Source organism: Roseiflexus castenholzii DSM 13941 (genome assembly GCF_000017805.1).
Taxonomy (GTDB): Bacteria; Chloroflexota; Chloroflexia; order Chloroflexales; family Roseiflexaceae; genus Roseiflexus; species Roseiflexus castenholzii.
Genome location: NC_009767.1, coordinates 1,945,521 through 1,966,004 on the forward strand (window position 1 = coordinate 1,945,521; position 20,484 = coordinate 1,966,004).

The window sequence follows — 20,484 nt, forward strand, 5'->3', positions numbered from 1 at the left end:
ACAATGGCGAAGGATCTGAATAAGGTGATGATCATTGGGCGTCTCGGCAAGGATCCAGAGATGCGTCATACGCCTGGCGGCAGTCCTGTCACGACGTTTAGCGTTGCCACCGGACGGCAATGGAAGGATGGCAGCGGTGAATTGCATGAGGAAACGGAGTGGTTCAACGTGGTGACGTGGAACAAACTGGCTGAAATCTGCTATGAGCACCTGCGTAAATCCAGTCGCGTCTACATCGAAGGGCGTCTCCAGACTCGCCATTGGGAAGATCAGAATGGTGTGACGCACTACCGCACCGAGGTGGTGGCGAGCGATATGATTATGCTCGACAGCCGAGTTCCGCGAGAACCATCACACTACAGCGATGAACCGCCCTATCATCAGCCTGATCATCGCTCCCCTGCTCGTGGGCAACAGGCGAAGGACGATTTTGTCATTGGCGATGAGGATATTCCGTTCTAGCGACTCAGGTGAGGTTTCTTGTGACTGACGATCAGACCCGTCGTAGCGCTGGCGCATCACGCCGTCGCTTTGGCGCCCGGCGCAAAGTTTGCGCATTCTGCGCCGATAAGATTCGCGTCGTGGATTATAAAGATGTGAAGCGGCTGCAACGCTGCATGTCCGAACGCGGCAAGATTCTGCCGCGTCGCCGTACTGGTGTGTGCGCGCGCCATCAGCGTTCGCTCACAGTAGCGATCAAGCGGGCGCGCCATATGGCGCTGCTGCCGTTTGTTGCAGCGCATATGCATTCGTAAGCCATCGTGAGTCTACTCCTCGCAGAACCGCCCGGTTCGTTCGCCTGTGTTGCATCAGCTCGCAGGGTGTATGAACCGTGGCGGCTCTTGTGTGCAAGATTTGTCTTCATATGACGTCTAATCAACGCAAACCGCAACCGCCGCGCTCGACCGGCGCGCGCGCTCCGGCGCCTCCACGCCGCCATCTGCGTCGCAGTGAGATTGAACGTCGCCGACAGCGCGCGATTGTGATTGGTACAGTGGTGGTTGTGGCGCTGGCGTTGATCGCCATCACTGCGGGACTGGTCTACGAACGGCTCTGGCTGCCGGGTCGTCCGGTGGCGCAGGTCGGCGATGTGACGCTGACCCGCGGCGATTATGAGGCGGAGCGTCGTGGCGAAGCGGCGCGCTCGATTGCGCAGAGTCTCTATCTGGCAACCTTCGGTTCGCAGTTTGCGCAACAGTTCCTCGATCAGATTCCGCAGATCGATGCTCAGGCTGTCGCTGCGCGTGATGAACCGGTGGACGACGCTCTGGTGCAGCAATGGATCGATCTGCAACTGATCCGACAGGGTGCGCAGACCGGATTTGCGATTCAGGTGACCGATGGTGAGGTGGCACAGGAGTTCATCAATCTGTATGGCGCTGAATTTGCGCCGCCGGTCGATGCGGTGACGCCGACTGCTGTTCTGCCGCCGACCTTGCCGCCAACCAGCCAGTCGGAACCAACTATCGGACCAGGAACGCCATCGCCGACCCCCGCTGGTCCGACAGCGACGCCAACGCCGTCGCCGACGCCGGAACCGACTCAGACGCCGTCGCCAACACCGCTGCCGGACGAAGCCCTGGCTCGCCAACAGGTGGCATTGCAGCGCCTGTACGATGAGTATGTCAATGAGATGCGGCGCGTCGATCCCCAGCGTCGCATTCATCTGACAATCGACGATTTTCGGCGTGGTCTGTATGCCCAGTTTTTGCGCCAGGTTCTGACGAGTAAGGTGCAGGAGCAACTGGTGCCGGATGCGACGTTTACGCCAACCACCGATCCGAGCAGCATTGAGGTGCGCCATATCCTGCTCAAAGTGACGGTTCCGCTCACGGCGACGGAAGAAGAGCGTGAACGGGCGTTTGCTGCGCGCCGTGCTGAAGCCGAGGCGCTGCTGGCAGATGCGCGGGCGGCTGCCGATTTCGCGGAGTTGGCGCGTGAACGCTCTGAGGATTTCAATACGAAGGAGACCGGCGGGACGCTGCCGTTGTTCGACAAAGATGGCAAGACCACCGATGGACGGCAGATCGATCCGGCAATCGTTCAGGCAATCGCCAATGCAGCCGAGAACGACATCGTCGGTCCAGTGCGCACCTCGTTTGGCTGGCACATTGTGCAACTGGTGCGTCGCACGGTCGATACACGCGAGGTGCAGCTCAATAAGGCGCGAGCTGAGGCGTTCGAGCGCTGGCTCGAAGAACAGCGCGCGGCAATCAATATTCAGCGCTTCCCAACGCTCGTGCCAACTCCGTCGCCGCTGCCGACCGGGACGCCCGCTCCGCTGCCAACGGTGGAATTGGGAGGCGAACCAACGCCAACGCCGTTGCCGACGCCAACTGAAACCGGCGTCCCTCAAGGAACGCCTGAGATAACGCCGACGCCGTAAATGTGAGGTGAGAGGCGAGAGGTGAGAGGCGAGAGGTGAGAGGCGAGCGGCGAGCGGGGTCCGGCAATGGCGTCGCGCGCGATGTATCTCGCATTTGTGGAGAGACGAGGCGAGCGGCGAGCGGGGTCCGGCAATGGCGTCGCGCGCGATGTATCTCGCATTTGTGGAGAGACGAGGCGAGCGGCGAGCAGGGTCCGGCAATGGCGTCGCGCGCGATGTATCTCGCATTTGTGGAGAGGCGAGGGTGAGCGGCGAGCGGGGTCCGGCAATGGCGTCGCGCGCGATGTATCTCGCATTTGTGGAGAGGCGAGGGTGAGCGGCGAGCGGGGTCCGGCAATGGCGTCGCGCGCGATGTATCTCGCATTTGTGGAGAGGCGAGGGTGAGAGAGTGAGCGGCGAGCAGGGTCCGGCAATGGCGTCGCGCGCGATGTATCTCGCATTTGTGGAGAGACGAGGGTGAGAGAGTGAGCGGCGAGCAGGGTCCGGCAATGGCGTCGCGCGAGATTTATCTCGCATTTGTGGAGAGACGAGGCGAGCGGCGAGCGGGGTCCGGCAATGGCGTCGCGCGCGATGTATCTCGCATTTGTGGAGAGGTGAGAGGCGAGAGGGGTGAGGCGCGAGGCGTGAGAGGCGAGGGGTCCGGCAATGGCGTCGCGCGCGATGTATCTCGCATTTGTGGCGAGGTGAGAGGCGAGAGGGGTGAGGCGCGAGGCGTGAGAGGCGAGGGGTCCGGCAATGGCGTCGCGCGCGATGTATCTCGCATTTGTGGCGAGGTGAGAGGCGAGAGGGGTGAGGCGCGAGGCGTGAGAGGCGAGGGGTCCGGCAATGGCGTCGCGCGCGATGTATCTCGCATTTGTGGCGAGGTGAGAGGCGAGAGGGGTGAGGCGCGAGGCGTGAGAGGCGAGGGGTCCGGCAATGGCGTCGCGCGCGATGTATCTCGCATTTGTGGAGAGACGAGGGTGAGAGGGTGAGCGGCGAGCGGGGTCCGGCAATGGCGTCGCGCGCGATGTATCTCGCATTTGTGGAGAGGCGAGGGTGAGAGAGTGAGCGGCGAGCAGGGTCCGGCAATGGCGTAGCGCGAGATTTATCTCGCATTTGTGGAGAGGCGAGGGGTGAGAGACGAAAGGTAGAAAGGAGCGTAGGGTTAAGCGGTTCGCTCGCCCGTTCTCGTGGGAAGGTCGAAGACATCCTCGACCTTTGAAGTCTGCTCCACACGCATCGCTATGCTGGCGGTCATTGCTGGCGGAAAGACTCGCTTCCTCTGGGTATGCTTCGCCGTGACCTCAAATGTCTGCTCCAGAGGCAAAAGGCGAGGCGCAAGACATGCAACCATGAGACATTGGAAACCACGATCTGCCCACGGGCGATGGATGGCGCTTGGTCTGTTGATTCTTGCGCTTGGCGGCGTTACTCTGGCGGTTGTGGATCTGATACGTCGCCTGAGCGGCAGCCCCGAAACATGGCAGATCGATATTGGCGCATTGGGTTGGCTGCTGTTGCTTATTGGCAGCCTGCTGGCGGCGCTGTGGTCGGCGCATCGCTTGATGTCCGCCCTGACGCTCACCTACGATATCGACCGCAACGGATTGTATATCCGCTGGGCGGGCAATCAAGTGATTATTCCTCTGGATAGGATTATAACGATCGATGTCGGGGCAGGTCCGGTGTTTTTGCCGTTTGGTCCGTTCCAGCGCGTAGGCACGTATTGGGGGCGCGCATTTACCGGTGAAGCGCCGCTTTACCTGTACGCAACGCAACCTCCAGGCGAGTGCCTGATTATCTACACCGCAGACGCCGCCTATGCCCTCTCACCGGAAGACCCGGACGCATTCGTGCAGGACCTCGAACAGCGCCGGAGTCTGGGCGCGACCAAGGTCCTGCAACCGTCGCTCGAACACAGCCGGGTGTTTCACTATGCATTCTGGCGCGACAGAACCGTGCTGGCGCTGGTTCTGGCAGCGATGATGATCAATCTGCTGGCGTTTGGGTTGGTCGCCGTCGCCTATCCGTCGCTGGCGCCGCTGGTGGAGATGCGCTTCGACGCAACCGGTGAACTTGCCGAGTTGCGTCCACGCCATCAGACCCTCTTTCTGCCCCTTGCGGCGTTTGGTCTGAGTCTGCTCAATACAACAGCTGGTCTGGCACTATACCGGAGTCTGCCGCTTGGTGCGCGTTTGTTGCAGGGCGCCTCGGTCATTGTGCAACTCCTATTTCTCGTTGCGGTCGTGCAGATACTCTGGTGAAGCGTGTCGCTTGCACTGCATCAGTGCGTTATACCAATGATCTGTGTCAGTGCGTTATACCAATGACCGGTGACCATCCGGCATGGTCACCCCGCGCAGCGCGAGGGGTCGTGCGCGACCCGCTCAGTTTCCTCGCTGCGTTTACCCTGAGCGAAGCGAAGGGCTCGGAATGCCACGCATGCGGCATCGTCAAGCGTCATTGGTATTACCCCTCCAGCAACAGTCGCTCTGGGTCTTCCACCAGTTCTTTCACCCGCACCAAAAATGATACCGCCTCACGCCCGTCGATAATGCGGTGATCGTAGGAAAGCGCGACATACATCATCGGGCGAATGACGACCTGCCCATCAAGCGCTACCGGGCGCTCCTGAATCTTGTGCATGCCCAGGATGCCAACCTGCGGTGTGTTGAGGATTGGCGTTGACATGAGTGAGCCGAAGATACCGCCGTTGGTGATGGTGAAGGTGCCTCCCTGGAGATCGGCAATCGTGAGTTTTGACTCGCGGGCGCGGCGCGCCAGTTCTTCGATGCCGCGCTCGATCTCGGCAAAACTGAGGCGATTGGCGTCGCGCAACACCGGCACGACTAACCCTTCGTCGGTGCTGACGGCAATACCGATGTCGTAATAGTGTTTGATGATGATCTCGTCGCCACGGATTTCGGCATTGAGCAACGGGAAGGCTTTCAGCGCGCCGATGACTGCTTTCGTGAAGAACGACATGAAACCGAGACCGACGCCATGACGCTCGCGAAACGGATCGCGATGGCGCTTGCGCAGGTCGATGACGGCGCTCATATCGATCTCGTTGAATGTCGTCAGCATTGCCGCTGTGCGTTGCGCTTCAACAAGACGGGCGGCAATCGTCTGGCGGCGGCGACTCATCCGAATGCGCTCCTCACGCCGTCCTTCGCCGGAGACCGGCGCAGGAACAGGCGGAGGCGCCGATGTCGGAGCGGGCGGCGGGGGGGTGTGTTCCATCGGCGCAGGACGGGGCGCCCTCTCGCGTTTGAGCACGTCCTCTTTCGTCACCCGACCGCCGGGACCGCTGCCGGGGATGGCGGCAATGTCCACCCCCTGCGTCTCGGCGACCCGGCGCGCGACCGGAGTAGCCATCACTCTGGTTCCGGATGCGCCATCGTGCGACTGCGCCGCGACCGGCGTCTCAGCGGTTTCAGCGATAATGCCCAGGATTTCGCCCATGGTCACAATCGCGCCATCAGGTTTGAGAATGTGGCTCAGAACCCCAGACTCTTCGGCGGTCACCTCAACGGTTACTTTATCGGTTTCGAGTTCGACCAGCACCTCACCGGCGGTGATCGGGTCGCCTTCGTGTTTGCGCCATGCCCCAACCGTGGCTTCGACGATCGACTCTCCCAGTGTTGGGACCTTAATCTCGACTGCCATACCATCCTCGTGGTTCAGTGATACTGTTCAACTGCTGGCGCGCGCAGCGCCTCGGCGATCAGGCGTTGCTGCTCGATCAGATGCAACGCCAGCGATCCTTCCGATGGACTCGCCGATGCCGGTCGCCCGACATAACTGAGCGTCAGGTCGGGTCCGATCAGTTCGCGCAGACGCGGCGCAACATAGCGCCAGGCGCCCATGTTCTCCGGCTCTTCCTGCAACCAGATGACCTCCTGAAGATTGGGGTAGCCCGCCAGCACGTCGCGCAGTTCATCGACGGGGAAGGAATACAATTCCTCCAGCCGCACCACTGCGACGCCATTCGTCAACGGCGTGTCGCTGGCGCTCAGCAGATCGACATAGATTTTCCCGGAACAGAGCACCAGGCGCGCAACATCCGCCGGACGCTCACGTGCCTGTGGATCGTCGATCACCCGCTGGAAGCGCCCTTCGCTGAGATCGTGCAGCGATGACGCAGCGCGTGGGTGGCGCAGCAGGCTTTTGGGCGTCATCACAATCAATGGGCGCGGATCGGCGTTCAACAGGAGCGCCTGGCGGCGCAGCAGATGGAAATACTGCGCTGCCGTGGTACAGTTCGCCACCCGAATGTTGTCCTCGGCGGCAAGTTGCAAAAAGCGTTCGAGGCGCGCGCTCGAATGTTCGGGACCCTGCCCTTCGTAACCGTGAGGGAGGAGCATGACAAGCGCCGGCGTTTGTCCCCATTTCTTGCGCGCCGACACGATAAACTGATCGATGATGACCTGCGCGCCGTTGGCGAAGTCGCCGAATTGCGCCTCCCAGATGACGAGCGCCTGCGGGTTGTGCGCCGAATAGCCGAACTCGAAACCGAGTGCAGCCGCTTCGGAGAGCGGACTATTGTAGACCGCAAACGATGCACGCGCCTGCGGCAGCGCCTGGAGGGGACACCAGCGTTCATCAGTCTGCGCATCGTGCAGCACCAGATGGCGCTGGCTAAACGTGCCGCGCTCAACGTCCTGTCCGGTCAGGCGGATGGGGATGCCCTCTTCCAGGAGCGAGGCGAATGCCAGAATCTCGGCGTGCGCCCACTCGATGGCGCCTGGCATATGCAGCGCCGTGCGCCGCCGTTCCAGCATGCGTTCCAGTCGCGGGTGCGCCCGAAAGCCAGGGGGCCACTGGAGGAGCGCCTCGTTGAGCGCAACCAGTCGCTCGGCGGCAACGGCGGTATGCGTGCGTCGGGCGATGCCCGGAGGCGGCGATGGCGGCGGCTCCTCGAAGTGCGGGTGCGCTTCCGCTTCGCTGCGCGCCTGCTGTAACCGATCCCAGACGGTCGTCATCATCTGGTTCGACTCTTCGGCGGATATCACGCCTTCCGCGATCAGTTTCGACGCCCACTGCTCACGAACCGTCGGGTGTCGCGCGATAATCGTGTACATCGTTGGTTGCGTAAATGCAGGTTCATCGCCTTCGTTATGCCCCCAACGCCGGTAGCCGACCAGATCGATCAGAAAGTCCTTGCCGAAGCGCTCGCGGTAGGCGTAAGCCATGCGCGCCACCGCGATGCACCCCTCGACATCATCGGCATTGACGTGGACAATCGGAATCTCGAACCCTTTCGCCAGATCGCTGGCGTAGAGCGTCGAACGGCCTTCGCGCGGCGAGGTGGTGAACCCGATCTGATTGTTGACGATAATGTGGATAGTTCCGCCGGTGCTATACCCGGCAAGGTTGGCAAGGTTCAGCGTCTCGGCGACGATCCCCTGACCGGGAAAAGCCGCATCGCCGTGGATGAGGATTGGGAGCGAAGCGCGTTTATCCTGCACCGGCGCACCCGCTTGATCGCACTGTTCCTGCACGGCGCGCGCGCGCCCGGCGACAACCGGATTGACAAACTCCAGGTGACTGGGGTTGGGCGCCAGCGTGATCGGCATCTGCTCGATCCCGGCTTCGCGGAAAGCGCGGTGTGCGCCGAGGTGGTACTTGACGTCCCCAACCCACCCGGCAGCGCCGCGTCCGGCCGGTGAGAGCGCCGCGTCGCGCCCGGCAGTCAGAAATTCGCTCAGAATGGCACTATACGGCTTGCCCAGAATATGCGCCAGCACATTCAGGCGCCCGCGATGCGCCATTCCGATGACGACTTCGCGCACGCCGCCGACCGCAGCATTGCGAATGATCGAGTCGATCATTGGGATCAGCATGTCGCATCCTTCGATTGAGAACCGCTTCTGCCCGACAAAGGTCTGGTGCAGATAACGCTCGAAGGTCTCAACCTCGGTCAGGCGTTCGAGAAGTTCACGTTTGCGAACATCGTCGAAGCCGTAGAAGAATCGACGGCTCTCGACTGCGTCGCGGATCCAGGCGCGTTCCTCAAAGACCTGCACATGGTCGGTTTCGTAGCCGATTGTGCCGCAGTAGACCTCGCGCAGTTTTTGCACGCCGTCGAGTGCATTGCGCGACTCGGCAGCCAGGGGTCCGCGCACGATATAGGCGGGCAGGAGCGCCAGGTCGGCATCGGTGACGTCGTGGATGGCGGCATCAAGACCCGGATCGCCGGGCGGATCGCTGCCGAGCGGGTCGATCCGCGCCGCCAGATGCCCCAGCTCGCGAATGTAGCGAATGAGACGGGCGGCAGCGACGGTGTGGGTGACATCGATCGGCGATGTTGGACCGATATGCGCTTTGGAGAGATCAATGTCCGGCGCAGTCTGGAGATCGATCATCGGAAGCGCCGCAGGTGGAGGTGTGGCAACGGCAACCGTTGCGATCTCCTCCGGCGACCAGTGCGCGAAGAAGGTGCGCGTCGCCGGGTCGACCGACTCAGGGTTGGCGCGGTAGCGTTCGTAGAGTTCGATCACGTATCCGGCGTTTGGTCCGTGAAACAGTGTATCGGCAGGCATGGATCACCTATTCTTTGTCCTTTTGCTCACCCATTATAGCACTCGTATCGTTGCTATTGGCATAGCTGCGGTTCCGCAGCAATCGCCTGGTGTCGGTCCGTGCGTCATCGCTGTCAGACCAGAGCAACATGCGTGTGAAAGCCAGGACTGACCTGAAGGTGCATCAGCGCTCCATTCTCTTCCCTTGTCTGAATTTCCTGCTTTTGTGTTCCCCGTCCGGTAGCTGGCGTCGTTTTGAGAAAGATGGCGCTGACATGTGTTCAGATCACTTGAGTCTGTCCTCAGACGTGCGCTATAGTGGAAGAAACAAGAAAAAAGGTTCTCTGGCGGCACTGCGCGCTTCAGCGGGAAGCGTCACGTCAGCGAACGAAGTTCTACGAGGAATAGCATCGTGTCTTCAGTCAGCAACGCAGAGTACATCGCACTCAAGAAACTCATCAAGGAACGCGGTCTGCTCGATAAGCAACCCTGGTTTTTCATTGGCGTCATTGCGCTCAAGGTCGGTATGCTCGTAGCCAGCATCATTATCCTGTTTTTGGTCGATAATCTCTGGATTCAGGCGTTGAACGCAATTTTCATGGGATTTGTCCTGGCACAGATCGGGTTTACGTCACATAGCGCCTGCCATCGGCAGATTTTTCACAAAGTCGGTTGGAACGATGTGGTTGGCATCTTTCTGGGCAACCTGCTGCTGGGATTGAGCGCCGAATGGTGGACCGGCAAGCACAATGCGCACCATGCGCATCCGAACCACGATGGAATGGACCCCGACCTGGACGTGCCGGTGGTGGCGTTCACGCCGGAGCAGGCGGAGTCGCGTCGCGGCATCTGGCGCTGGATGGTGAAGCATCAGGCGTTTCTTTTCTTTCCGCTGCTCACATTGCAGGGATACGCGCTGCGCGAGGTCAGTTATCGCTTTGTGCTGAGTCCTGAGTCGCGGCGGCGCGGCATCGAGATTGCGATGATGGCGCTCAACCTGGTCTGGTATCCGACGTTGCCGATTCTTGCGCTGGGACCGGTGGCAGGGATCGGGTTCATTCTGATCAGTCAGGCGTTCTTTGGCGTGTACCTGGGGTCGGTCTTTGCGCCCAATCACAAAGGGATGCTGATTGTCGATGACAATACGCAGATCGACTTTTTGCGCCTGCAAGTGCTGACGGCGCGCAATGTCAGCGGGCATCCGATTACCGACTTTTGGTACGGCGGTCTGAACTATCAGATCGAGCATCATTTGTTCCCGTCGCTGCCGATGCACCGGCTGCGCGAAGCGAGCATGATCGTCAAGGAGTTCTGCGCCGGGCACGGCATTTCGTACCACGAAACGTCGATGATCCAGTCGTACCGCGAAATCCTGGGCTATCTCCACGAAATCGGTGCGTCGCTGCGCGCGCCGAAAGCGGTTTCGTCATCGGTGTAGGGGTGCAGACCTCAAAGGTCGGGGACGTTCAACGGACCTTCCTCCCCGACCTTTGAGGTCGGGCGCGCGCCTTTCCATCGGTTACCAATGACGATTGACGATGCCGCATGCGTGTCATTCCGAGCCCTTCGCTTCGCTCAGGGTAAACGCAGCGCGGAATCTGCGCGGCTCGCGCACGACCCCTCGCGCTGCTCGGGGTGACCATGCCGGATGGTCACAGGTCATTGGTAGGTGACGTTCAACAGTCGAACTTGGTTCCCCGCGCAAACCTCAAAAGTCGGGGACGTTCAATGGACCTTCCTCCCCGACCTTTGAGGTCGGGCGCGCGCCTTTCCATCGGTTACCAATGACGATTGACGATGCCGCATGCGTGTCATTCCGAGCCCTTCGCTTCGCTCAGGGTAAACGCAGCGCGGAATCTGCGCGGCTCGCGCACGACCCCTCGCGCTGCTCGGGGTGACCATGCCGGATGGTCACAGGTCATTGGTAGGTGACGTTCAACGGTCGAACCTGGTTCCCCGCGCAAACCTCAAAAGTCGGGGACGTTTTTGACCTTTCCACGCGCAACCTGCACCCTTTGCTCCTCTCCCCTCTTGCCTCTTGTCTCTGATTTGCACAGTTTTTGAACATATCTTGCAGATTGAATGAAATGTCTGCCGATCATTTCGAGCGATTGCGCAGCGAAGATGTAAGCGATGTGTAGTGAAAATAGTGTTGAAACTGGAATCGCCTGTGCTATAGTAATACTACGAACTCTGAACTACAGCTTCTGCCGTGATGCACTGCGTAGAGCAATAACACGCAGCATGTGCTTCTTTCTGTTGATTTTTATCCCGTTTTCGTAGTTCAGAGATATTACTACACAGTTGTCGAATATCAACTCTATTGGCGCAAACGGTGATGTTTGCAGCGACACGGCGTTGTGAACAGGTAAGCACATTTTTAGGGAGGCGACGTATGAATCTGCTGCGCACAATCGGTCGGTTCTTGCTGGGCGCGCTGAAGGTGTTGCGTCTGGCGCTGCCAAAACTGGGCGTTGGCTGGATGTTTGCCCTGCTCACCAGCAACTTCAATCGCGTGTCGATCGTTGAACTGGGGGTTATGGCCGTCATCGTGACAACGATGATCGGCCTGCACCATTTCCTGTCGCCATTCCAGGTGGTCTGGGGGCGCATCGCCGACAATCATCCGGTCTTCGGGCTGCGCCGCACGCCGTACCTGCTCCTCGGCGCAACGGTTGCCAGCCTGGTGTTCCTGGCATTGCCATCGGTTGCACTGGCGATGGGTGAAGGGTCGGTGCTGGCGATTGTCGCCGGGTATGCGCTTCTCATTATCTTTGGCATCAGTATTGCAGCCATGGGCGACTGCCACCATGCGCTGATTGCCGAGGTGACCAACCCAAAGACGCGCGGCGGCGTGATTGCGGTGGTCTGGACATTCACCATCATGAGCACGATTATCGCTGCAACGGTCATCAAGGCGCGCATGCCAGCGTATACGCCTGAGTCGATGCAGGCGCTCTACAATCTGACGCCGCTGGTGGTGATCGGTGCGACGCTGCTCGGCGTGCTCGGTATCGAAAGGCGTCTGAGCCGCCAGGAACTGGCGGTCGCCCTCGAACGCGCACGCGCTGCTGCGCCTCCGGGCAACCCGCTGAGCGCAGCGTTCGGTCTGCTGCGCCAGAACCCGCAGGTGCGCGCGTTCTTCGGGTTTGTGTTCCTTTCGATCATCGGTATCTTCCTGCAAGACTCGATCCTGGAGGTCTTTGGCGCTGAGGTCTTCCACATGACCTTGAAGGAGACGACGACATTTACGCAAACGTGGGGCGGCGGTGTGCTCGGCGGTATGCTGATCATGGGTCTGCTCAGCGCCATCTTCCCGATCGGCAAGAAACTGATCGCGCTGATCGGCGGCGTCGGCACCGCCTTTGGTCTCGGATTGCTGGCGGTCTGTGCGCTTACCGAACAGCGCGCGTTGCTCAATCCGGCAATTATGCTGATGGGCGTCAGCACCGGGCTGTACAACGTCGGTGCGCTGTCGCTGATGATGGATATGACCGTCGAAGGCGCCACGGGTCTGTACATGGGCATGTGGGGCATGGCGCAGGCATTCGGCACGGCAACGGCGAATATTCTGGCAGGTGCGCTCCACACGGTGCTGATCGAGGCGCAGGCGCTTAGCCAGACGCTGGGGTATGGCGTGATCTTCGGTCTGGAAGCAGTGCTGATGATTGTCGGCATTGCGCTGCTGTCCGGCGTCAGCGTCGAAGCCTTCCGTGGTTTGACGCGCGCCGACATTACGCGCGCCATGGAAGCGGGCGCGGTCGCTTGATTTGAGGTGTTGCAGGTGACCGAGGTTCTTCCCATTCGGTTCGATGCCATTGCCGGTGCGTATGATCAGGTGCGCGGTCATCCGCCGGAAGTCGCGGAGCAGATCGGCAGGGCGATTGCGGCGCTTGTGGGGAACAACGCTCATGTGCTGGAACTTGGCGTTGGCACCGGTCGCATCGCTCTGCCCGTTGCCACAGCCGGTTGCCGGGTTGTCGGGATCGATATTTCCGCCGAAATGCTACACACGGCTCGCGCAAAAGAAGGCGGCGGCGCGCTCCGGTTGTTGCAGGGCGATATCGAGCGTCTTCCGTTTGCCGATGCGGTGTTCGATGCAACGCTGGCTGTGCATGTGCTCCATCTGGCGCGCGATTGGCGCGGCGTGCTCGCCGAGGCGCTGCGGGTCCTCCGCCCTGGCGGGGTCTTTATTCAGGGGCGCGACTGGCGCGATCCGCAGAGTTGCGTCGGTCGCCTACGCAGCAAACTGCGGGAAACGTTGATGGACCTGTTGCCTGGCTCGCGTCCGCCGGGCGCGGGCGCCGCAGTCGGGCAGGCGCTGGTGAAACTTGGCGCAACGGTTGAACCTGAGATGGTGGCGGCTGCCTGGGTAGCGCCGATCAGCCCGGCACAGGTGCTTGAGGAGATGGAGTCACGCTCGGATGCCGAAACCTGGGTGCTCGATGATGCGACCCTGAGCGCGGCGCTCGAACGGCTGCGCGCATGGGCGGCGAGCGTCTACGACGATCTGAACCGGACCGAAATGGTCGAGCGACGGTTTGTGCTTCAGGCAGCGCGATTCGGCGCTGAACGCCCCTGACCCTTGAGTCCTCGTTGAACAATGGTATCCGTTGCAGACCATAGGACATAGGAAGGTTAGCCGGGCAAGAGGCAAGCAGGAGAAGGCGGGCGGGGAAGACGGGTTGGTTCTCAGTTCTCGGTTCTCGGTTCTCGTAACCCCTAAGCAAGGCAATGCCATGTCAGCGACAGTCATTCGGGAAGACGGCGCATACCATAGTTTCTGTGGGTTGACGTGCGTGGGCTGGCTGTACCAGAAGATTAAGGATAGCTTCTTTCTGGTGCTCGGCACGCACACCTGCGCTCATCTGCTCCAGAACGTGCTCGGCGTCATGGTGTTCGCCCGTCCGCGCTTTGGCGTGGCGCTGATCGAGGAGGCGGATCTGTCGAAGCAGCAGCCGGAGTTGAACGCCATTATCGATGAGATCGTCGCCGATCACCATCCGTCGGTCATTTTCCTGCTCTCTTCCTGCACGCCGGAGGTGATGAAAGTTGAGTTCGACGGTCTGGCGCGCGCGGTCAGTCGCCCCAATCTGCCGGTGCTCTTCGTGCCTGCCAGCGGTCTCGATTATACCTTCAGCCAGGCGGAGGACTCGGTGTTGCAGGCGTTGCTCCCATTTTGTCCGGTCGCGCCTGCCGATGACCGGCGGGTGGTGTTCCTTGGCTCGGTCAACGACGCAATTGCCGATGATTTCCACACGGAAGCCGCGCGCCTCGGCATTCCGGTCGCCGGGTTTCTGCCCGAAAGCCATTTCCGCGACTTGCCGCCGATTGGTCCGGGCACGGTGGTCGCGCCGCTGCAACCATACCTGGCGAAGGTTGCCGGTCGTCTGGCGCGTGAACGCGGCGCGACGGTGATGACCTCGCTCTTCCCGTTCGGTCCCGACGGAACGCGCGCATTCTGGGAGGATCTCGCCGCTGCGATGGGCAAAGCGGTTGATCTGAGCGAGCGCGAGCGGCAAGCGTGGGAGCGCCTCGAGCCGCACCTCGAGATACTGCGCGGCAAGAAGGTGTTCTTCACAGCGGATAACCTGATGGAATTGCCGCTGGCGCGGTTTCTCAGGAACGCGGGATGCATCATTCTCGAATGTAGCAGCCCGTACATCAATCGTAAGTTCCATGCGCGTGAACTGGCGGCGCTCGACGGGGTGCGCGTCGTCGAGCAACCCAACTTCGACCGGCAGTTGCGCGACATCCGAGCGTTGCGTCCCGATCTGGTGATCAGCACCCTGGCGACAACCAACCCGCTCGTGGGGCATGGCGTGGTGGCGAAGTGGAGCACCGAGTTCAGTTTTATGCCGATCCAGGGCTGGAGCGGCGCTGCAACGCTCGCCGGCATGTTCACCCGACCGCTCAAACGCCATGCGCAACTCGACCCGCTTATGGACGATCCGCTGTGGGTGGCGGGGTTGATGCCGGGGTAAACGTGGGAAGGACGCCTCGACCTTTGAGGTCTGCGCCAGGGGGTATATCTCTCCTTTGGGGGTAAATGGCGCTCTACGTGGGAAGGACGCCTCGACCTTTGAGGTCTGCGCCAGGGGTGAGGCGCCGCCGGGAACGTCAGTGGTGGAACGGTTCGCGCCCACGCCGGAGACGCCGCCCGACCTCAAAGGTCTGAGGGGAAGGACGTGCCAACCCTTGAGGTCTTTGCCGGAGATGCGTCGCTGCCAGCGAACCTCACCGGCGGCGTGGTTGTCTTGGGGGTGCGGTGGCAGGCGAGAGGCGAGAGGCGAGAGGCGAGAGGCGAGAAGCGAGAGGCGAGAGGCGAGAAGCGAGAGGCGAGAGGCGAGAGGCGAGAGGCGAGAGGCGAGAGGCGAGAGGCGAGAGGCGAGAGGCGAGAGGCGAGAGGCGAGAGGCGAGAGGCGAGAGGCGAGAGGCGAGAGGTTGGCGCGTTGAACGTTGCAGACGGTAATGTGGGAAGGTTAGCAAGTCAAGAAGGGGAAGGTGTGAGTGGGAAGTCCAGGTGGTTCTCGGTTCTTGGTTCTCGTAACCTCTAACTCCTAACTCCTAATCCCTAACTCCTGATCAGGAAACCACTATGCGACTGGCTCTCTGGATGTATCAGGGCACTGCCCATCACGGTGTCGGACGGATCGCCAACAGTATGCGCGGGGTGCATGCGGTCTTTCATGCGCCGCAGGGCGACGACTACGTCAATCCGATCTTCACGATGCTGGAGCGCACCCCCGACTTTCCGCGCATGACGACCAGCATCGTCAGCGGGCGCGACCTGGCGCAGGGAACCGTGCGATTGCCCGAAACGCTCCGGCAGGTCGATGCGCAGGTGCAACCGGATCTGATTATCGTCTGCGCCAGTTGCTCGACCATCCTCTTGCAGGAGGACCTGGAGCGGATGGCGCATAGCGCCGGAACGCGCGCCGAGACGCTGGTGTACGATGCCAATCCCTATCGTATGCAGGAAGTTCGCTCCGCCGACGGGTTGTTCACTCTTCTGACACAACGCTTTGCCCGTTCTCAACCGCCGACGGCAGTCCCAAGCGTCAATATTCTCGGTCCGGCATCGCTCGGCTTCCACAATCGCAGCGATCTGATCTGCCTGCGGCGGATGCTGGCGACCCTCGGCGTGCAGGTGAATGTCGTCGCGCCCCTTGGCGCATCGATCCGCGACCTGGAGCGCCTTCCGGCAGCCTGGGCAACGATCGCGCCCTACCGCGAACTGGGACAAAACGCCGCGCGCTGGCTCGACGAGCAGTTTGGCGTTCCGGCGCTCACCGATTCGCCTATCGGCGTGCAACCGACCCTGCGCTGGCTACGGCGTCTGGTCGAGACCCTCAACGATGCCGGTGAGCGGTTGCAGCGCCTGACAAACCCGTTGCGCCTGCCGCCGTTGACTGCCTTCTCGCTCGATGGCATGAGTGCGCCGAGTTCGGTCCCCTGGTTTGCGCGCACTGCCGATATGGAAAGTTACAGCATGAAGCGCGCCTTCGTCTTTGGCGATGCCACTCATACCGTCGGTATGGTGAAGTTCCTGCGCGATGAACTGGGCATGCAGATCGTTGGGGCGGGGACCTATCTGGAGCACGAAGCGGACTGGGTGCGTGGGGAACTTCAGGACTACCTGCCCGCCGACGAGACCGGATCGATAGACACTTCGTTTCTGGTGACCGAGGTGTTTCAGGATGTCGCGCGGCGTATCGCCGATCTCACGCCCGAACTGGTCTGTGGCACCCAGATGGAACGCCACGCCTGCCGCAAACTCGACCTTCCGTGCATGGTCATTGCCCCGCCGACGCATATCGAAAATCATCTTCTGAGTTACCGACCGGTGCTTGGCTTTGATGGCGCCGATGTGCTGGCGGATACTGTCTACACCACGGCGACACTGGGCATGGAGAAACATCTGATCGACATGTTTGGTGATGCCGGGCTGGAGTACGAGGAACCGAGAACTGAGCGCCGAGAAGCGGAATTCGGGAACCAGAAGGTGGAAACTGGTGAACCAGGAACCGGAGCGCCGGTGATTGCCCACGCGGATTCGAACGGTGGCGTTGCCGGTTCGTCGAGCACTCTCGCTGCTCAGACGGTCACAGCATCACCCCGGCTCGTCACGCCGGTCTGGGCGCCGGAGGCGCAGGCGATGCTCAAGAAGGTGCCGTTTTTCGTGCGAGGACGGGTGCAGAAGAATGTCGAACGGTACGCAGCGCAACACGGGTATGCAACGATAACCGCCGAGATACTGGTGGAAGCGAAAGAGGCGCTTGGCGGTTGAAACGATGGCGGAGGAAGCGTATGAGTCTCACACTTGCCATCTACGGCAAAGGCGGCATCGGCAAGAGCACCACAAGTTCGAATCTTTCGGCGGCGCTGGCGCTGAAGGGGGCGAAAGTTTTGCAGATCGGCTGTGATCCGAAGCACGACAGTACTTTTGCGCTCACCGGTATGCTCCAGCCAACCGTCATTGATGTGCTGACCGAGGTTGACTTCCATCACGAAGAGGTCTCGGTCGAGGATGTGGTGCATACCGGATTCGCCGGCGTGGACACGCTCGAGTCGGGTGGTCCACCGGCTGGCAGCGGCTGCGGCGGCTATGTCGTCGGAGAAACGGTCAAACTGCTGCACGAGTTCGGTCTGTACGACAAATACGACGTGATCGTTTTCGATGTGCTGGGCGATGTGGTGTGCGGCGGATTTTCGGCGCCGCTGAACTATGCCGATTACGGCGTTATTATCGCCTGCAACGACTTCGATAGCATCTTCGCCGCCAACCGTCTGTGCCTGGCAATCAAGCAGAAGAGCGCCCGCTACCGCGTCGAACTGGCGGGCATCATCGCCAATCGGGTGGATTATGAATTAGGCGGTGGCACGACGCTCCTGGAACAGTTTGCCGAAACCGTCGGTACTCAGATTATTGGGCGAGTGCCATACCACGATCTTATCCGCCGCTCGCGGTTGATGGGCAAAACTCTCTTCGAGATGGAAGGTCCCGGCAAAGAGGAATGCACCACGCCGTTTCTGGAAATGGCAGAGTATTTGCTGAACCGTCCACGCTCGACGGTGCCGAAGCCAATGGGTGACCGTGAGATCTTCAATGTGATCGGCGGATGGCGATGATTGATATTACTCGACATAAAAATACCTTGCGCGACTATTTTGACCGTGACGGCTTCCGGCGCTGGAGTGCGATCTATGGCGATGCGGAGGTGTCGCGCATCCGGCGCACGATCCGTGTCGGGCATGCCCGCATGCTGGCGCGTGCCGAGACCTGGTTGCTGGAATGGATCGGCGCAACAGGGCGCGCGCCGTCGAGTCTGAGCGCGCTCGACGCCGGGTGCGGCACGGGTCTCTTCAGCATTATGCTGGCGCAGCACGGCATCAACGTCACTGCGGTCGATATTGCGCCACAGATGGTTGCCGCAGCCGCCGAACGGGCGCAGACGGCAGGGGTGGCGCAGCGGATCACGTTCACAGCCGGCGATATCGAGGATGTTGCCGGCGTTTTTGACGTGGTGGCGTGCTTCGATGTGCTGATCCACTATCCCCAACCGGCGTTTGATCAGTTGCTCAGACATCTGGCGCAGCGTGCCCGCGGCATGTTGCTTTTTACCTATGCGCCGTATGAACCGTTCCTCGCGGCAATGCACTGGATCGGCGGCTTCTTCCCGCGCGCCCATCGGCGAACCGAGATTCAGATGATCCGCGAGAACGATGTGCGTCGCCTGGTTGCCGGTCACGGATTGCGCGTCGGTCGAATCGAACCGATCCGCAGCGGTTTCTACCATGTGAATCTCGTTGAGGCGCGTGGTGTGAGGGGTTGACAGAGGGGCGCGTCGCCGGCGCGTCCACTCCTGACATGCGCGAGATAAGCGGCAAGAGGAACGGGTAAGGTCCAATCACGTCTCTGCCGGAAATTGGAGGTTACGCGGGAATGGTGATGATTGAACGGTCGTCTTTCCCGAAGTGTCTCGACCGCAACGGTCTTGTCGGACAAGATAATTATTCGTTGTGCCTGTAGTAACGAATATGAACTACAGAAAAGAGGTCATATGAAGCGACTACTCCTTGCTTTGCCTGCGCTCATTGCCGGAGGACTGTGGCTCTGGTACCGCCGTGAGAAGGTTATGGAAGGCGAGGGAGTGGTGTACCTCCAGAGCGAGCACGAACACTTCCACCTGCACGTTGATCTTCCTCCCGGCATGGAAATCGAGCCGGGCGACACGCTCGAAATTCTGACCGTGCCGCAGACGCATGGGCAGACGAATGGCGAAATGACCTATTCGAGCCGGATTCGCCTGACAAAAGCGAGCAGCCTGCGCCGCGAACTCGTGAAGCGCAGCAGCCTGGTCGAGATCAACGAACTGGTCGAGCATCCGTAGTTGCGACATCTGTGGTCCGGCGCAATGCAGATGAAAGGGGGCTACACCAATGATCAACATGCCCGGCGAGTACAGTCCGACGACACGCCATGCGCTGCGCGAGGCGATCCTCAACCCGCGCTTCTACACAACCGATTTCCGCGCAATTGATCGTCTGAATGTGGCGCACATGCGTGATGAGTTCGATTGGATTCGCAACGAATTCGAGTTCGATTACAACAAGAAGCATTTTGTGCGCAACGAGGAGTTTCTGGCAAACTTCGACGATATGCCAGCCCGCGATCTGTTCATCGAGTTCCTCGAGCGTAGTTGCACCGCCGAATTCAGCGGGTGTCTGCTCTATGCCGAGATGGTGAAACACCTGCACGATCCGACGCTCAGGGCGATCTTTCGCTGTATGAGCCGTGATGAAGGGCGTCATGCCGGTTTTCTCAACAAAACCATGGCGGATCTGGGCGTCGAGATGAATCTTCAGGTGCTTCACACGCGCAAGAAGTACACGTATTTTCAGCCGAAATTCATTTTCTATAGCGTCTATCTCTCCGAGAAGATCGGCTATGCCCGGTATATCACAATTTATCGCCATTTGCAGCACCATCCGCAGGGCATGATCCATCCGATCTTCAAATGGTTCGAGAAGTGGTGCAACGATGAATATCGGCATGGCGAGTTCTTCTCGCTCTTGATGCGCAGTCAGCCTGATCTGTTGCGCGGCGGCAACCTGCGCTGGATCCGATTCTTCCTGCTGGCGGTGTACGCCACGATGTACCTGAATGACGCGCGCCGCGCCGGGTTCTACGAGGCGCTTGGACTGAACTGGCGCGACTACGATCAGCGCGTGATCCGGCTGACGAACCATATCGCCACGCAAGTGTTCCCGGTGACTCTGCCGGTGGACGATCCGCGCTTCTTCCGCCATCTCGACGCCTGTGTGCGCTACGATGCTCAGATCCGTGCGCTCGAAGGACGAAACGATCCGATCGCGCAGGTGCAACGGGCGCGTCTGGGCGCCGGGATTGCTGCGCGCCTCCTGGCGACCTATCGCCTGCCGCCGGCGCCGACCACCGATGCCAATCGTTGGAAGGGTCTCGAAGGCTTCCCGAACTATCCCGGTCCGGGCTGGAAACAGGACGCATCACTCAACGAACGGGTCATATCAGCATAAATCGCCAGGGTTCAGGGGCGGATTGGGCGTCGCTCA

15 protein-coding genes are annotated in these 20,484 nt (G+C 60.6%); 13 read left to right on the forward strand and 2 right to left on the reverse strand.

The genetic code is table 11. The annotated features are described in order from the left end of the window. Positions 1 to 3: 3 nt before the first annotated feature. The 4 genes from RCAS_RS07825 to RCAS_RS07840 all read left to right on the forward strand — a co-directional run bounded on the left by RCAS_RS07825 (position 4) and on the right by RCAS_RS07840 (position 4,629). Positions 4 to 462: a single-stranded DNA-binding protein gene (locus RCAS_RS07825; protein WP_012120048.1), complete on the forward strand. Its 459-nt coding sequence runs from the start codon at positions 4 to 6 to the stop codon at positions 460 to 462. 20 nt (positions 463 to 482) lie between these two features. Beyond that, positions 483 to 755, forward strand: a complete 273-nt coding sequence (gene rpsR / locus RCAS_RS23875; RefSeq protein WP_012120049.1) for a 30S ribosomal protein S18 — start codon at positions 483 to 485, stop codon at positions 753 to 755. A gap of 110 nt (positions 756 to 865) precedes the next feature. Beyond that, the gene (locus RCAS_RS26185; protein ID WP_049768808.1) at positions 866 to 2,386 is read left to right on the forward strand and encodes a peptidylprolyl isomerase; all 1,521 of its coding nucleotides are present in this window, start codon (positions 866 to 868) and stop codon (positions 2,384 to 2,386) included. Between the two features lie 1,331 nt (positions 2,387 to 3,717). Continuing rightward, on the forward strand, positions 3,718 to 4,629 hold the full coding sequence (locus RCAS_RS07840) for a PH domain-containing protein (RefSeq protein ID WP_041330409.1): 912 nt from the start codon (positions 3,718 to 3,720) through the stop codon (positions 4,627 to 4,629). A gap of 205 nt (positions 4,630 to 4,834) precedes the next feature. Here the strand turns inward: RCAS_RS07840 and odhB are convergent, their stop codons facing one another. After that, positions 4,835 to 6,034 (reverse strand): 2-oxoglutarate dehydrogenase complex dihydrolipoyllysine-residue succinyltransferase, encoded by a 1,200-nt coding sequence (odhB, locus tag RCAS_RS07845; protein ID WP_012120052.1) that lies wholly within the window; start codon positions 6,032 to 6,034, stop codon positions 4,835 to 4,837. A 14-nt stretch (positions 6,035 to 6,048) separates the two neighbouring features. Continuing rightward, positions 6,049 to 8,910, reverse strand: a complete 2,862-nt coding sequence (locus RCAS_RS07850; RefSeq protein WP_012120053.1) for a 2-oxoglutarate dehydrogenase E1 component — start codon at positions 8,908 to 8,910, stop codon at positions 6,049 to 6,051. A gap of 391 nt (positions 8,911 to 9,301) precedes the next feature. Between RCAS_RS07850 and RCAS_RS07855 the strand changes: the two genes are divergently transcribed. From RCAS_RS07855 to acsF, 9 genes are all read left to right on the forward strand, one after another. Further along, positions 9,302 to 10,327, forward strand: coding sequence for a fatty acid desaturase family protein (locus RCAS_RS07855; RefSeq protein WP_012120054.1), 1,026 nt, complete (start codon positions 9,302 to 9,304; stop codon positions 10,325 to 10,327). Positions 10,328 to 11,284: 957 nt separating this feature from the next. Continuing rightward, positions 11,285 to 12,658 (forward strand): BCD family MFS transporter, encoded by a 1,374-nt coding sequence (locus tag RCAS_RS07860; protein WP_012120055.1) that lies wholly within the window; start codon positions 11,285 to 11,287, stop codon positions 12,656 to 12,658. A 15-nt stretch (positions 12,659 to 12,673) separates the two neighbouring features. Then, a complete protein-coding gene (locus tag RCAS_RS07865; RefSeq protein ID WP_012120056.1) occupies positions 12,674 to 13,471 on the forward strand; it encodes a class I SAM-dependent methyltransferase in 798 nt (265 codons plus the stop codon). A gap of 157 nt (positions 13,472 to 13,628) precedes the next feature. Beyond that, a complete protein-coding gene (bchN, locus tag RCAS_RS07870; RefSeq protein ID WP_012120057.1) occupies positions 13,629 to 14,873 on the forward strand; it encodes a ferredoxin:protochlorophyllide reductase (ATP-dependent) subunit N in 1,245 nt (414 codons plus the stop codon). A 614-nt stretch (positions 14,874 to 15,487) separates the two neighbouring features. Continuing rightward, positions 15,488 to 17,179 (forward strand): ferredoxin:protochlorophyllide reductase (ATP-dependent) subunit B, encoded by a 1,692-nt coding sequence (locus RCAS_RS07880; protein ID WP_012120058.1) that lies wholly within the window; start codon positions 15,488 to 15,490, stop codon positions 17,177 to 17,179. Positions 17,180 to 17,199: 20 nt separating this feature from the next. Continuing rightward, positions 17,200 to 18,021 (forward strand): ferredoxin:protochlorophyllide reductase (ATP-dependent) iron-sulfur ATP-binding protein, encoded by an 822-nt coding sequence (gene bchL, locus RCAS_RS07885; RefSeq protein ID WP_012120059.1) that lies wholly within the window; start codon positions 17,200 to 17,202, stop codon positions 18,019 to 18,021. Then, positions 18,012 to 18,725: a magnesium protoporphyrin IX methyltransferase gene (gene bchM, locus RCAS_RS07890; RefSeq protein WP_012120060.1), complete on the forward strand. Its 714-nt coding sequence runs from the start codon at positions 18,012 to 18,014 to the stop codon at positions 18,723 to 18,725. Before bchL ends, bchM begins: the two co-directional genes overlap by 10 nt. A 228-nt stretch (positions 18,726 to 18,953) precedes the next feature. After that, positions 18,954 to 19,283: a hypothetical protein gene (locus RCAS_RS07895; protein WP_012120061.1), complete on the forward strand. Its 330-nt coding sequence runs from the start codon at positions 18,954 to 18,956 to the stop codon at positions 19,281 to 19,283. Positions 19,284 to 19,332: 49 nt separating this feature from the next. Further along, positions 19,333 to 20,448 (forward strand): magnesium-protoporphyrin IX monomethyl ester (oxidative) cyclase, encoded by a 1,116-nt coding sequence (acsF, locus tag RCAS_RS07900; RefSeq protein ID WP_012120062.1) that lies wholly within the window; start codon positions 19,333 to 19,335, stop codon positions 20,446 to 20,448. Positions 20,449 to 20,484 lie beyond the last annotated feature (36 nt).

Coding starts and splice junctions, on each gene's coding strand:
- RCAS_RS07825 (WP_012120048.1), top strand. CDS start 4: ATGGCGAAGGATCTGAATAAGGTGATGATCATTGGGCGTCTCGGCAAG.
- bchM (WP_012120060.1), top strand. CDS start 18,012: ATGGCGATGATTGATATTACTCGACATAAAAATACCTTGCGCGACTAT.
- bchL (WP_012120059.1), top strand. CDS start 17,200: ATGAGTCTCACACTTGCCATCTACGGCAAAGGCGGCATCGGCAAGAGC.
- RCAS_RS07880 (WP_012120058.1), top strand. CDS start 15,488: ATGCGACTGGCTCTCTGGATGTATCAGGGCACTGCCCATCACGGTGTC.
- acsF (WP_012120062.1), top strand. CDS start 19,333: ATGATCAACATGCCCGGCGAGTACAGTCCGACGACACGCCATGCGCTG.
- odhB (WP_012120052.1), bottom strand. CDS start 6,034: ATGGCAGTCGAGATTAAGGTCCCAACACTGGGAGAGTCGATCGTCGAA.
- RCAS_RS26185 (WP_049768808.1), top strand. CDS start 866: ATGACGTCTAATCAACGCAAACCGCAACCGCCGCGCTCGACCGGCGCG.
- RCAS_RS07850 (WP_012120053.1), bottom strand. CDS start 8,910: ATGCCTGCCGATACACTGTTTCACGGACCAAACGCCGGATACGTGATC.
- RCAS_RS07895 (WP_012120061.1), top strand. CDS start 18,954: ATGAAGCGACTACTCCTTGCTTTGCCTGCGCTCATTGCCGGAGGACTG.
- bchN (WP_012120057.1), top strand. CDS start 13,629: ATGTCAGCGACAGTCATTCGGGAAGACGGCGCATACCATAGTTTCTGT.
- RCAS_RS07860 (WP_012120055.1), top strand. CDS start 11,285: ATGAATCTGCTGCGCACAATCGGTCGGTTCTTGCTGGGCGCGCTGAAG.
- RCAS_RS07840 (WP_041330409.1), top strand. CDS start 3,718: ATGAGACATTGGAAACCACGATCTGCCCACGGGCGATGGATGGCGCTT.